Here is a 14,434-nt window from a genome sequence, read left to right on the forward strand (position 1 = left end):
CAAAGCGGCTCTGACCTGGGATCTCGATCCCGGCGGAGGCCAGTGGCGAGGGAGGCGGGACCAAGCCCGTGAAGGCCCGGCTGGTACGCGCGTAGTGAGCTCCGAGCCCTCGGAAGGACCCCCCTCTTGGCCGCGCCGCGCAACGCCTCGAACAATTCCGCCGCATCCACCGCCCCGCTCCGCGTCTCCTTCGCGAAGATCAAGGAGCCCCTCGAGGTCCCCAACCTCCTGGCCCTGCAGACCGAGAGCTTTGACTGGCTGCTCGGCAATGCGGCCTGGAAGTCCCGGGTCGAGGCGGCGTTGGAGAACGGTCAGGACGTCCCCACCAAGTCCGGTCTGGAGGAGATCTTCGAGGAGATCTCCCCGATCGAGGACTTCAGTGGGTCGATGTCGCTGACCTTCCGCGACCACCGTTTCGAGCCGCCGAAGAACTCGATTGACGAGTGCAAGGACCGCGACTTCACGTTCGCGGCTCCGCTCTTCGTCACGGCCGAGTTCACCAACAACGAGACCGGTGAGATCAAGTCTCAGACGGTCTTCATGGGCGACTTCCCGCTCATGACCCACAAGGGCACGTTCGTGATCAACGGCACCGAGCGTGTCGTCGTGTCGCAGCTGGTCCGCTCCCCGGGCGTGTACTTCGACTCCACCCTGGACAAGGTGTCCGACAAGGACATCTACTCCTGCAAGGTCATCCCCTCGCGTGGTGCCTGGCTGGAGATGGAGATCGACAAGCGCGACATGGTCGGCGTCCGCATCGACCGTAAGCGCAAGCAGTCCGTCACCGTGCTGCTCAAGGCGCTCGGCTGGACCAACGAGATGATTCTCGAGGAGTTCGGCGAGTACGAGTCCATGCGCAACACCCTGGAGAAGGACCACACCCAGGGCCAGGACGACGCGCTGCTGGACATCTACCGCAAGCTGCGTCCTGGCGAGCCGCCGACGCGCGAGGCCGCGCAGACGCTTCTGGAGAACCTGTACTTCAACCCGAAGCGCTACGACCTCGCCAAGGTGGGCCGCTACAAGGTCAACCGGAAGCTGGGCAACGCCGAGTCGCTGGACTCCGGCGTGCTCACCGAGCCCGACATCATCGGTGCGATCAAGTACCTGGTGAAGCTGCACGCCGGTGAGACCGAGTGGAACGACCAGACCGGTCGCGACATCGTGGTCGAGGTCGACGACATCGACCACTTCGGCAACCGTCGCCTGCGCAACGTCGGCGAGCTCATCCAGAACCAGGTCCGTACGGGTCTCGCCCGTATGGAGCGCGTCGTGCGCGAGCGCATGACCACCCAGGACGTCGAGGCGATCACGCCGCAGACCCTGATCAACATCCGGCCGGTCGTCGCCTCCATCAAGGAGTTCTTCGGCACCAGCCAGCTGTCGCAGTTCATGGACCAGACGAACCCGCTGTCGGGCCTGACCCACAAGCGCCGTCTGTCCGCCCTCGGCCCCGGTGGTCTCTCCCGTGAGCGCGCCGGCTTCGAGGTCCGTGACGTGCACCCCTCGCACTACGGGCGCATGTGTCCGATCGAGACCCCCGAAGGCCCGAACATCGGTCTGATCGGGTCGCTGGCCTCGTACGGCCGGGTCAACGCCTTCGGCTTCATCGAGACCCCGTACCGCAAGGTCATCGAGGGTGTCGTCACGGAGCAGGTCGACTACCTCACGGCCGACGAGGAGGACCGCTACGTCATCGCGCAGGCCAACGCCCCGCTGACGACGGAGCTGACCTTCGCCGAGCCGCGTGTCCTGGTCCGCCGCCGTGGCGGCGAGATCGACTACATCCCGGGCACCGAGATCGACTACATGGACGTCTCGCCGCGCCAGATGGTGTCGGTCGCGACCGCCATGATCCCGTTCCTCGAGCACGACGACGCCAACCGCGCGCTCATGGGCTCGAACATGATGCGCCAGGCGGTGCCGCTGCTGAAGAGCGAGGCTCCGCTGGTCGGTACCGGCATGGAGTACCGCTGCGCCGTCGACGCCGCGGACGTCATCACCGCCGAGAAGGCCGGTGTCGTCCAGGAGGTCTCGGCCGACTACGTCACCGTCGCCAACGACGACGGCACGTACACCACGTACCGCGCCGCCAAGTTCACCCGCTCCAACCAGGGCACCGCCTTCAACCAGAAGGTGCTCGTGGACGAGGGCGCCCGGGTCGAGTCCGGCCAGGTGCTGGCCGACGGCCCGTGCACCGACGAGGGCGAGATGGCCCTCGGCAAGAACCTGCTCGTGGCGTTCATGTCGTGGGAGGGTCACAACTACGAGGACGCGATCATCCTGTCGCAGCGCCTCGTGCAGGACGACGTCCTCTCCTCGATCCACATCGAGGAGCACGAGGTCGACGCCCGTGACACCAAGCTCGGCCCCGAGGAGATCACCCGGGACATCCCGAACGTCTCCGAGGAGGTCCTCGCCGACCTCGACGAGCGCGGCATCATCCGCATCGGCGCCGACGTCGTCACCGGCGACATCCTGGTCGGCAAGGTCACGCCCAAGGGCGAGACCGAGCTGACCCCGGAGGAGCGCCTGCTCCGCGCGATCTTCGGTGAGAAGGCCCGTGAGGTCCGCGACACCTCGCTGAAGGTGCCGCACGGTGAGTCCGGCAAGGTCATCGGCGTCCGCGTCTTCGACCGCGAAGAGGGCGACGAGCTGCCCCCGGGCGTGAACCAGCTGGTCCGCGTCTACGTGGCCCAGAAGCGCAAGATCACCAACGGTGACAAGCTCGCCGGCCGTCACGGCAACAAGGGCGTCATCTCGAAGATCCTGCCGGTCGAGGACATGCCGTTCCTGGAGGACGGCACCCCGGTCGACATCATCCTCAACCCGCTGGGCGTCCCGTCCCGAATGAACCCGGGACAGGTCCTGGAGATCCACCTCGGGTGGCTCGCCAAGCAGGGCTGGGACGTCTCCGGCCTCGCCGACGAGTGGGCCCAGCGCCTCCAGGCGATCGGCGCCGACACCGTCCAGGGCGGCACCAACCTCGCCACCCCGGTCTTCGACGGCGCCCGCGAGGACGAGATCACCGGCCTGCTGGACAACACCACCCTCACCCGTGACGGTGAGCGCCTGGTGAACTCCACCGGCAAGGCCCGGCTGTTCGACGGCCGCTCCGGCGAGCCGTTCCCGATGCCGGTCTCGGTCGGCTACATGTACATCCTCAAGCTGCACCACCTGGTCGACGACAAGCTGCACGCCCGTTCGACCGGTCCGTACTCGATGATCACCCAGCAGCCGCTCGGTGGTAAGGCGCAGTTCGGTGGTCAGCGCTTCGGTGAGATGGAGGTGTGGGCCCTTGAGGCGTACGGCGCTGCTTACGCGCTGCAGGAGCTGCTCACCATCAAGTCCGACGACGTCCTCGGCCGCGTGAAGGTCTACGAGGCCATCGTCAAGGGCGAGAACATCCCCGAGCCCGGCATTCCCGAGTCCTTCAAGGTCCTCATCAAGGAAATGCAGTCGCTCTGCCTCAACGTGGAGGTGCTGTCCTCGGACGGCCAGTCCATCGAGATGCGGGACTCCGACGAGGACGTGTTCCGCGCCGCCGAGGAGCTCGGCATTGACCTGTCCCGGCGCGAGCCGAGCAGCGTCGAAGAGGTCTGACGGAGGTTGGGCCGGCTGCCCGAGCAGCCGGCCCGCCCCCAGGCCCCCCTCAGACCACATGAACGACTCTCGACTTACGAAAGAGGGCTTGACGACCAGTGCTTGACGTCAACTTCTTCGACGAGCTCCGCATCGGCCTGGCCACCGCCGACGACATCCGCCAGTGGTCGCACGGCGAGGTCAAGAAGCCGGAGACCATCAACTACCGCACCCTGAAGCCCGAAAAGGACGGACTCTTCTGCGAGAAGATCTTCGGCCCCACCCGGGACTGGGAGTGCTACTGCGGTAAGTACAAGCGCGTCCGCTTCAAGGGCATCATCTGTGAGCGCTGCGGCGTCGAGGTGACCCGCGCCAAGGTGCGCCGTGAGCGGATGGGCCACATCGAGCTGGCCGCCCCGGTCACCCACATCTGGTACTTCAAGGGCGTGCCGTCCCGCCTGGGCTACCTGCTCGACCTGGCGCCGAAGGACCTCGAGAAGGTCATCTACTTCGCCGCCTACATGATCACCTGGGTCGACGACGAGCGCCGCCAGCGCGACCTGCCGTCCCTGGAGGCGCACGTCTCGGTCGAGCGCCAGCAGATCGAGAACCGCCGCGACTCCGACCTCGAGGCCCGTGCCAAGAAGGCCGAGACCGACCTGGCCGAGCTGGAGGCCGAGGGCGCCAAGGCCGACGTGCGCCGCAAGGTGCGCGAGGGCGCCGAGCGCGAGATGAAGCAGCTGCGCGACCGCGCGCAGCGCGAGCTCGACCGCCTCGACGAGGTGTGGGCCCGCTTCAAGAACCTCAAGGTCCAGGACCTCGAGGGCGACGAGCTGCTCTACCGCGAGCTGCGCGACCGCTTCGGCACCTACTTCTCCGGCTCGATGGGCGCGGCGGCCCTCAAGGACCGCCTCGAGACCTTCGACCTGGCGGAGGAGTCCGAGCGCCTGCGCGAGATCATCCGCACCGGCAAGGGCCAGAAGAAGACCCGTGCGCTGAAGCGCCTCAAGGTCGTCTCCGCGTTCCTGCAGACCACCAACAAGCCCAACGGCATGGTGCTGGACTGCGTCCCGGTCATCCCGCCGGACCTGCGTCCGATGGTGCAGCTGGACGGTGGCCGCTTCGCGACCTCCGACCTGAACGACCTGTACCGCCGCGTGATCAACCGCAACAACCGCCTGAAGCGGCTTCTCGACCTCGGCGCGCCCGAGATCATCGTGAACAACGAGAAGCGCATGCTCCAGGAGGCCGTCGACGCCCTGTTCGACAACGGCCGTCGCGGCCGTCCGGTCACCGGCCCGGGCAACCGCCCGCTGAAGTCCCTCAGCGACATGCTGAAGGGCAAGCAGGGTCGTTTCCGCCAGAACCTGCTCGGCAAGCGCGTCGACTACTCGGCCCGTTCGGTCATCGTCGTCGGCCCGCAGCTCAAGCTGCACCAGTGCGGTCTGCCCAAGGCCATGGCGCTGGAGCTCTTCAAGCCGTTCGTGATGAAGCGCCTGGTCGACCTGAACCACGCGCAGAACATCAAGTCGGCCAAGCGCATGGTCGAGCGTGCCCGCCCGGTCGTGTGGGACGTGCTCGAAGAGGTCATCGCCGAGCACCCCGTCCTGCTGAACCGTGCGCCCACCCTGCACCGCCTCGGCATCCAGGCCTTCGAGCCCCAGCTGGTCGAGGGCAAGGCCATCCAGATCCACCCGCTCGTCTGCACCGCGTTCAACGCGGACTTCGACGGTGACCAGATGGCCGTCCACCTGCCGCTCTCCGCGGAGGCGCAGGCCGAGGCCCGCATCCTGATGCTGTCCTCGAACAACATCCTGAAGCCGGCCGACGGTCGCCCCGTCACCATGCCGACCCAGGACATGGTGCTCGGTCTGTTCTTCCTGACCTCGGACCGGGAGACGGTGAAGGGCGGTGGCCGTTCCTTCTCCTCGACCGCCGAGGCCGTCATGGCCTTCGACGCCCGCGAGCTGGACGTCCAGGCCCCGATCGAGCTGCGCCTGCCGGCCGGCACCGTCCCGCCGCGCGGCTGGACCCCGCCGGTGGACGAGGAGGGCCAGACGGCCTGGTTCGACGGCGAGCCGTTCCGCCTGACCACCACCCTGGGCCGCGCGCTCTTCAACGAGCTGCTGCCCGAGGACTACCCGTTCGTCGACTACGAGGTGGGCAAGAAGCAGCTCTCCGCGATCGTCAACGACCTGGCGGAGCGCTACCCCAAGGTCGTCGTCGCGGCGACCCTGGACAACCTGAAGGCGGCCGGTTTCCACTGGTCGACCCGCTCGGGTGTCACCGTCTCGATCTCCGACGTCGTCGTCCCGCCGAACAAGCCCCAGATCCTCGAGGGCTACGAGGCGAAGGCGGAGAAGGTCCAGCGTCAGTACGAGCGCGGCCTGATCACCAACGACGAGCGCAAGCAGGAGCTCATCGGCATCTGGACCCAGGCGACCAACGAGGTCGCCGAGGCCATGAACGAGAACTTCCCGAAGACGAACCCCATCTTCATGATGGTCGACTCGGGTGCTCGTGGAAACATGATGCAGATGCGCCAGATCGCCGGTATGCGTGGTCTGGTGTCGAACGCCAAGAACGAGACCATCCCGCGACCCATCAAGGCGTCGTTCCGTGAGGGTCTCACCGTGCTGGAGTACTTCATCTCCACCCACGGTGCCCGTAAGGGTCTGGCGGACACCGCCCTCCGTACCGCCGACTCCGGCTACCTCACCCGTCGTCTGGTCGACGTCTCCCAGGACGTCATCATTCGCGAGGAGGACTGCGGCACCGAGCGCGGCCTGAAGCTGGCGATCGGCACCGTCGGTGCGGACGGCGTGCTGCGCAAGGCCGACGACGTCGAGACCAGCGTGTACGCCCGCATGCTCGCCGAGGACATCACGGTGGACGGCAAGCTCCTTGCCACCGCCAACACCGACCTCGGTGACGTGCTGATCGACGAGCTGATCCGCCACGGCATCGGCGAGGTCAAGACCCGCTCGATCCTGACCTGCGAGTCGGCCGTCGGCACCTGCGCCTTCTGCTACGGGCGTTCGCTGGCCACCGGCAAGCTGGTCGACATCGGTGAGGCGGTCGGCATCATCGCCGCCCAGTCCATCGGTGAGCCCGGTACCCAGCTGACGATGCGTACCTTCCACACCGGTGGTGTGGCCGGTGACGACATCACCCAGGGTCTGCCGCGTGTCGTCGAGCTCTTCGAGGCCCGTACCCCCAAGGGTGTGGCCCCGATCTCGGAGGCCACCGGCCGGGCGCGGATCGAGGACACCGAGAAGACCCGCAAGCTCGTCATCACCCCGGACGACGGCAGCGACGAGATCGCCTACCCCGTCTCCAAGCGTGTGAAGCTGCTGGTCAGCGAGGGCGAGGCGGTCGAGGTCGGCCAGAAGCTGACCATGGGTGCCACCAACCCGCACGACGTCCTGCGCATCATGGGCCAGCGTGCCGTCCAGATCCACCTGGTCGCCGAGGTCCAGAAGGTCTACAACTCGCAGGGTGTGTCGATCCACGACAAGCACATCGAGATCATCATCCGGCAGATGCTCCGCCGCGTGACGATCATCGAGTCGGGCGACGCCGAGCTGCTCCCGGGCGAGCTCGTCGAGCGCGGCCGCTTCGAGACCGAGAACCGTCGCGTGGTCGCCGAGGGCGGTCACCCCGCCTCCGGCCGTCCGCAGCTGATGGGTATCACCAAGGCCTCGCTGGCCACCGAGTCCTGGCTGTCGGCCGCCTCCTTCCAGGAGACGACCCGGGTCCTCACCGACGCGGCGATCCACGCCAAGTCGGACCCGCTGCTGGGCCTCAAGGAGAACGTCATCCTCGGTAAGCTCATCCCGGCCGGTACGGGTCTGCCCCGCTACCGCAACATCCGGGTCGAGCCGACCGAGGAGGCCAAGGCCGCGATGTACTCGGCCGTCGGCTACGACGACTACGACCTGTCGCCCTTCGGCGCCGGCTCCGGCCAGGCGGTCCCGCTGGACGACTACGACTACGGCCCGTACACCGGCTGAGTCCGACGTTCGGCTGTCAGGGCGGTCACCCCTCGCGGGGTGGCCGCCCTGCGGCGTTCCCGCTGCGGGGGCGAGGGGGCGAGGGGGCGAGGGGGCGAGGGGGCCGGGGGCCCTGCGGGGCACGGATTAGGTTCCCCGGCAGAAGTCGCGTAGAGTCGTGTTTACCGACGCGGGGTGGAGCAGCTCGGTAGCTCGCTGGGCTCATAACCCAGAGGTCGCAGGTTCAAATCCTGTCCCCGCTACTCAGTAGCAACGAAGGGCCCGGAGGCATCAAGCCTCCGGGCCCTTTCGTCGTTCCCGGGAGCGGCCCCTCCCTCGTGCGGGGGAGGGGCCGGAACCGCTCTGGCGAGGGAGGCGGGAGAGGGGACGGCCGGGGGAGGCTTCGCGTGTCGGGACGGCGGGGCTTTCGAAGGGGGCCGGGCATGAAGCGGGTACTGGGCGCGATGGCGATCACGGGGACGGTGCTGGTCGGGATGTCCGCCTGCCTGCCCTTCGGGGACGACCAGGAGCACCGGACCGTGGACTACGGGGTGTCGGAGCCGGTCGGGGAACTGGTGGTCGAGGCGCACACCGGCGGGATCGTGGTGACCGGCGGCGGCAACGCGGTGCACGTGACCGAGGAGCAGAACTACCGGGGCGAGGCGCCGCGGACCACGCACGAGGTGAAGGACGGCGTGCTGCGGCTGACGTACGACTGCCGGGGCTGCGGCGTCGGGTACACCGTGCAGGTGCCGGCCGGGACGAAGGTGCGGGTGACCCAGGAGACCGGCGGGGTACGGCTGGTCGGGCTGGCCGCCGAGGTGGAGGCCTCGGTGGACACCGGCGGGGTCGAGGCCACCCGGCTGACCTCGCAGACCGTCCGGTTGAGCACCCGGACCGGCGGGGTGCGGGCCGACTTCGCGGCGGCACCCGTGAAGGTGGAGGCGAAGGCGGAGACCGGCGGGGTGCGGGTCAGGGTGCCGGCCGGGGAGGCGTACGCGGTGGACGCGCACGCCGGGGCCGGCGGAGTGGAACTCGGGATCCCCTCGCAGCCGGGGGCGGCGCGCAGCATCGCGGCGCGCACGGGCGCCGGCGGAGTGTCGGTCGACGGTGTCTGACCGGGCCGTTCCGGAGGTCCTGCCGGTAGGGCATGATCTTCTCCGCGGGGGCGGCGCCCCCGGACCCGGGGGAGGGGCGGCGGTGGTGCGAGCGGCGCGCTGGCAGAGCTGGTCGGCCGGGCTGAGTCCGTACGTGCTGGACTCGCTGCTGGCCGTGGCATCGGCCGGGATCTCGGTCTGGGCGGTCGGCAACGACGACACGGCCTGGCCGTGGTGGGTCTACCTGGTGGCGGTGTCCACCTCGCTGTCGCTGCCCTGGCGGCGCCGGGCGCCGCTGGCCGCGCTGGCGGCGGGCAGCGTGGCCCTCATGACGCTGTCCGTGGTGGCGCACTCGGCGAGTCCGCAGGTGCCGCTGGCCGGGGTGATCGGCATCTACACGGTGGCGGAGCGCTCCCCGGACCGGCAGCGCTGGACGGTGCTGGCGGTGGTGGTGGTCGCCAACGTGATCGGCACCCACTCGCCCAACGGCATGCTGTTCAGCCTGCTCACCTCGGTCGGCTCGTTCGTCTTCGGCTCGCTGGTGCGCGCCCAGCGGCGGCTGGCCCGGCTGGAGGCCGAGCGGGCCCGCGAGGCGGGGGAACGGGCGGCGAGTGAGGCGGGCCGCGCGGTGGTGGAGGAGCGGGCCCGGATTGCCCGGGAGATGCACGACATCCTGGCGCACGCCGTCTCACTGATGATCATCCAGGCCGAGGCCGGGCCGCTGGTGGTGCACGCCAACCCGGACCGGGCGATCCGCGCCTTCGACACCATCGCCGACGCGGGCCGCGACGCGATGGTCCAACTGCGTCGCGTCCTCGGAGTGCTGAAGGAGGAGGGGGCCGGCCCTGAGCTGGCTCCGCAGCCCCGGCTGGCCGAACTCGCCGACGTGGCAGAGCGGGTGCGCCGGGCCGGACCGGCGGTGGAGCTCGAACTGGCCGACGGGCTGGGCGCGGTGCCCGCCGACCTCCAGGCGGCGGCGTACCGGATCGTGCAGGAGGCGCTGACCAACACGGTCAAGCACTCCGGCGCCGACCGGGTGGCGGTCCGGGTGCGGCGGTCCGGGGACACCCTGGAGGTCATGGTGTCCGACAACGGGCGCGGGCTGCCGGTGACCGTCGGCGGCGCGGTGAACGGCTGGTCCGGCGGCCGCGGGCTGGTCGGCATCCGGGAGCGGGCGGCGGCCTGCGGCGGGCGGGCCGAGGCCGGACCCGGACCGGAGGGCAAGGGCTTCCTGGTGAGTGCCCGGCTGCCGTTGGGGGTGGCGGGCGTGGTGGAGAAGGCGGGCGGATGAATCCGATTCGGGTGGTCGTCGCGGACGACCAGGAGCTGGTGCGGGCAGGGTTCGGGATGATCCTGGACGCGCAGCCCGACATCGAGGTGGTGGCCGAGGCGCGCGACGGCGCCGAGGCGGTCGAGGCGGTCCGCGCCCACGGCCCGGACGTCCTGCTGCTGGACGTCCGGATGCCGGTCATGGACGGGCTGGAGGCGGCCCGCCGGGTCTGCGCCGAGTTTCCGTCCACCAAGGTGATCATGCTGACCACCTTCGACGCCGACGACTACGTCTTCGACGCGCTGTACGCGGGCGCCAGCGGCTTCCTGCTCAAGGACGTCCGGCGGGACGACCTGGCGCACGGGGTGCGGATGGTGGCCTCCGGGGAGGCGCTGCTCGCGCCCTCGGTGACCAGGCGGCTGATCGGCGAGTTCGCCGCCCGCCGCCCGGGCTCGCCCGAGCGGGCGGTCCGGCCGCCGTCCAAGCTGCTGGAGCAGCTCACCCTGCGCGAGCAGGAGACCCTGCGGCTGCTGGCGCGCGGGCTCTCCAACGCGGAGATCGCGGCCGAGCTGGTGGTCAGCGAGCACACGGTGAAGACGCACGTCAGCAATGTGCTGAGCAAGCTGGGGCTGCGGGACCGGGTGCACGCGGTGGTGTTCGCGTACGAGGCCGGCGCGGTGGTGGCGGGGGAGGCGTAGGGCCCCCCTCCGGATCACGCCGGGCGCGCGGGCCCCTGGTCGGGGCCCCTGGTCGGGGCTCCCTCGTGCGGGGGAGACGGCGGGTTCGCCGGTGCGGGCGATCCGCGACGAGGGGTGCGGCGGACAGCATCTGTGGTGTCGGAACGGACCACGGGCCACCAGCTACCTGCCGGGGCCGCGGATCACCACAGGAGATCGTCGGATGAACACCCCGCAGCAGAACCGCCGCACCGCCTACGCCGTCGTCGGCGCCCCCGCCCTGATGGCCCTCTACGGGGGGATCCGGCTGGTCCCGGGCTCCCGGGAGCCCGGCCTCGGCTGGACGGTCGGCCACACCGCGATGTTCGCCGGGCTGCTGCTGTTCGCCCCGGTCCTGCTCGCCCTGCGCGGGCTGCTCGCCCCGCGCGGGACCACGGCCGGGCGGCTCGCGGCCGGTGCCGCGCTCGGGACGGCGTTCGCCGGCCTGGCGGCCTCGCTGGTGCAGATCGGGATCGATCTGTACGTCGGCCTGGCGGCGGCGGACAAGGCCGGGCAGTCGCGGCTGTTCGACCGCGTCCAGGGCGTCCCCGGGGTGCTGCCGGCCGTCTACCGGATCGGCCCGCTGCTGTTCTACGTCGGCCTGCTGGCCCTGCTGGTCGCCGCCGCGGTGGGCGCGGCCCGGACGCTGCCCTGGTGGAGCCCGGTGCTGATGCTGGCCGGCACCGCCGCCTCGGGGGTCGACCTGGCGCTGATCCCGGTGGCCGCGGTCTGCTACCTGGCGGCGCTGGCCCCGCTGGCCCGCCGCTCCGCCGCTCCCCGCCCGGCACTGGTCTGACCGGCACTGGTCTGACCGGCGCCGGTCTGACCGGTGTTGGTCCGACCGGGCGGTACGGACGGGCGGCCGCTCCCGCAGGGGAGGGGCGGGCGCCCGTCAGCTCATCCGGAACACCGGTCCGCGCGGGGTGAACGGCAGCCCGGCGCCCCGGGGGACGAGGAAGGCGTGCTCGCGGCGCACCCGCAGCACGTCGCACGCGCCGTCGGTGATGACCAGCACGGGCGCCCCGCGCGGGAAGTCCTCGGCCCGCTCCAGCAGGTCGACGCCCGGCTGCAGCTCGGTGCCGCCGCGCCCGCGCACCCGGACCCGGCCGGCGATCTCGCCGACCGGGACGTACCCGGCGTCGTGCGGTGCGGCGTCGCAGTGCACCACCCGGGCCGCGGGCACGTCCCGGGCGGCCGCGTACGAGGCGATCGCGCCGAGCGCCTTGCCGAGCAGTACCCGGTTCATCGAGCCGGAGGTGTCCAGGACGACGCCGAAGGTGCAGCGCGGCACCTCCTCGGGCGGGTGGTAGCGGCCGGCCCGGGGGATGTCCGGGGTGGCGGACTGCCGGCGGGCCGGCCGGGAGTAGCTGCGGACCGGCTCCGGGCGGGGCACGAACTCGTCGAACCAGCGGGCCAGCCGGGCGTCCCAGGGCAGCGGCGGGTGGGCGAGGGCGCGGATCTCCTCGACCAGCCCGGCGGGCAGCAGCCCGCGTTCGCGCTGGTGCAGCTCGAAGCCCTGCTGGAGGCCGCGGCGGTAGAAGTCGTCGAGGTCCACGTAGTCGCGCGGGCCGCGGTCCAGCGGTGCGCCGAGGATGTCCGGGCGGTTCTTGCCGGCCAGGGTGGCGAGCCGGCGGATCCGGCGCTCGTCGCGGACGATCCGGTCGTACACCTCCTCGGCGGACAGCCCCTTCAGCTGCGGGTCGTGCAGCAGGCCTTCCGGCATGTCGCCGACGCCCATCTCCAGCAGCCACCCGTTGATGACGTAGTCGGCGGCGACGTTGAAGAGGAACGGATCCCGGCCGCCGCGACGCTCGCCGTGCCGCAGGGCGGCGTGCAGCATCTCGTGGCCGAGGATGAACCGCCACTCCTCGTCGGTCTGCTGGCGCAGCGGGTTGATGTAGACCTCGCCGGCCTCGGCGTTGACGGCGGCGATGGTGATGCCGTGGGCGCGGGCCAGTTCGGCGTCGGCGACGACGGTGAGGCCGGCCGCGATGCCGCCGAGCAGCGGGTAGGAGGAGACGAACCAGCCGAGCGCCCTGGTCCACGGCCGTACGGGCAGGCGCTCGCCGGTCTCCTGGTCGAAACGGCCGCCGGCCCGGTCCATCGCGGCGGACATGGTGCGGGTGAGGGCGGCGGCGAAGGCCATCGACCAGTCCTTCGGGGTGTGGCCGTAGTTCTGCCACTCGACCAGCAGCTGGTCGTGGTCGGCGGTGCCGGCCGTCCCGGCGGTGACGGCCGGCGGCAGGCCGTCGCGGCGCCAGCGGGCGGTCAGCTCCTCCTCGTCGCCGCCCGGGTACTCCTGCGGGAGGGCGACCGGGGGGCGGCCGACCGGGAAGGTCGCGAGGAAACGGTTCACCACCGCGCAGCGGGCCGCCTCCTCGTAGACGTCGGGCTGGACCCGGATACCCCGGGCGGCCGGGACGTGGCCGAAGCCCAGGTGCAGCAGGCAGTGCGCCAGCACCCAGGCCCACTCCTCCGGTTCGGCCCGGCGGCGCGGGTTGACGTGCACGGTGCCGTCGGAGTCGACCACCGCCCAGCCGCCGGGCGGGGCCAGCCCGCAGTCGTCCCGGCGGCAGAAATCGGCGGGCACGGCGTCGAAGGCCGGATTCTGGCGCAGCAGCCGGACTCCCTCGGCGAAGACCTCCGCGCCCGGGTCCGGCTTCTTCGCACCCTTCTGGACGGAAGGACTCACCGGCGGGCCTCGACCAGCCGGGGCATGTCCCGGGCCGCCTCGATCAGGAACCAGGAGGGCAGCACCGGATTGCCGTCCGCGCCGTCGGCGATCACCGTCTGGGCGACCTCCACCGAGATCTCGGCCAGCTGCACCAGCAGCGACTTGGCCCGGAAGGCGGTCTGCCGCTGCGCCCCCGAGGCGTGCTCCTTGCTGGCCGGCAGCTCCTTGACCAGGCGGCCGCGGAAGGCGTCGGCCAGGTAGTAGAGCAGGTCGCGGTCCTCCAGCCGGTGCGGCCAGCGGGCGTCGCCCTTGAGGATCGCCTCCAGGCCGTACGCGTTGCGGACGATCTTGGCGTAGCCGCAGAAGGCGATCGCGTGCTGCGGGGTGAGCAGCCCGTACGCGAGCACCTTGAGGGTCTCCTCGTCCAAGGTGGGGCCGAAGGAGTGCAGCGCGTCGGAGAGCATGTGCCAGGCGCGCGGGGTGGAGAACGGCTCCTCGGTCTTCGGCGGGGCGGACCACAGGTGGTCGGGCCGGTCGGTGACGTAGTCGATGACCCAGGGGTGGATGCCGGCGCCGGCCGCCCAGCGCAGCCAGTCCGCGGCGCTGGCCCGCAGGTGCACGTGGACCATGCGGTTGACCAGCGCGGACGCCATCGGCCGGGCGAGCGCGCCGTCGGTGGCGCGGTTCCCGGCGCCGATCACGATCGAGCCGGGCGGCAGCTCGTACGAGCCGATCCGGCGGTCCAGGATCAGCGAGTAGAACGCCTTCTGGACGTCCGGGGTCGCTGCGTTGAGCTCGTCCAGGAACAGGCAGTACGGCTCGTCGCGGGCGATCTGCTCGGGCGGGCAGAACCGGGAACGGCCCTCCGGGGTCAGCTGAGGGACACCGATCAGGTCCTCCGGGGCGAGCTGGGTGCCGACCAGGCTCACGCACTCCAGGCCGAGCGACTCGGCGAACTCCCGCACCAGCGAGGACTTCCCGATCCCGGGCGCGCCCCAGAGGAACACCGGCCGGACGGTGGCCAGCCCGAGCAGCAACTCGGGAATCTGGACGGGCGAGACGCTGACTGCTCCCTGCACGGGGCTCCTTGGCAAGTGGTGGGG

Annotated in this window: 8 protein-coding genes and 1 tRNA gene; 7 read left to right on the forward strand and 2 right to left on the reverse strand. The window is 70.8% G+C overall.

Annotation, left to right across the window (positions count from 1 at the left end; genetic code table 11):
• The first annotated feature begins 126 nt into the window (after positions 1-126).
• The 7 genes from rpoB to ACIP37_RS23205 all read left to right on the forward strand — a co-directional run bounded on the left by rpoB (position 127) and on the right by ACIP37_RS23205 (position 11,453).
• Positions 127-3,603: a DNA-directed RNA polymerase subunit beta gene (rpoB, locus tag ACIP37_RS23175; RefSeq protein WP_350877059.1), complete on the forward strand. Its 3,477-nt coding sequence runs from the start codon at positions 127-129 to the stop codon at positions 3,601-3,603.
• A 98-nt stretch (positions 3,604-3,701) separates the two neighbouring features.
• Positions 3,702-7,595, forward strand: a complete 3,894-nt coding sequence (locus ACIP37_RS23180; protein WP_350877062.1) for a DNA-directed RNA polymerase subunit beta' — start codon at positions 3,702-3,704, stop codon at positions 7,593-7,595.
• A 168-nt stretch (positions 7,596-7,763) separates the two neighbouring features.
• Positions 7,764-7,837, forward strand: a tRNA-Met gene (locus ACIP37_RS23185).
• Positions 7,838-8,017: 180 nt separating this feature from the next.
• Complete coding sequence (locus ACIP37_RS23190; protein WP_400809061.1) at positions 8,018-8,692, forward strand: hypothetical protein; 675 nt, start codon at positions 8,018-8,020, stop codon at positions 8,690-8,692.
• A gap of 82 nt (positions 8,693-8,774) precedes the next feature.
• A complete protein-coding gene (locus ACIP37_RS23195) occupies positions 8,775-9,962 on the forward strand; it encodes a sensor histidine kinase (protein ID WP_363629370.1) in 1,188 nt (395 codons plus the stop codon).
• Entirely contained in the window at positions 9,959-10,639 is a 681-nt protein-coding gene (locus ACIP37_RS23200; protein ID WP_363580070.1) for a response regulator transcription factor, read from the forward strand. The genes ACIP37_RS23195 and ACIP37_RS23200 overlap by 4 nt, the downstream gene beginning before the upstream one ends.
• Positions 10,640-10,841: 202 nt before the next feature.
• Positions 10,842-11,453 (forward strand): hypothetical protein, encoded by a 612-nt coding sequence (locus ACIP37_RS23205; protein WP_363617961.1) that lies wholly within the window; start codon positions 10,842-10,844, stop codon positions 11,451-11,453.
• Between the two features lie 96 nt (positions 11,454-11,549).
• Here the strand turns inward: ACIP37_RS23205 and ACIP37_RS23210 are convergent, their stop codons facing one another.
• On the reverse strand, positions 11,550-13,349 hold the full coding sequence (locus ACIP37_RS23210) for a DUF2201 family putative metallopeptidase (RefSeq protein WP_363580074.1): 1,800 nt from the start codon (positions 13,347-13,349) through the stop codon (positions 11,550-11,552).
• Positions 13,346-14,410, reverse strand: coding sequence for a MoxR family ATPase (locus ACIP37_RS23215; protein WP_363369345.1), 1,065 nt, complete (start codon positions 14,408-14,410; stop codon positions 13,346-13,348). Before ACIP37_RS23215 ends, ACIP37_RS23210 begins: the two co-directional genes overlap by 4 nt.
• Positions 14,411-14,434: the final 24 nt, after the last annotated feature.

This window comes from Kitasatospora sp. NPDC088861 (assembly GCF_044750105.1).
Taxonomy (GTDB): domain Bacteria; phylum Actinomycetota; class Actinomycetes; order Streptomycetales; family Streptomycetaceae; genus Kitasatospora.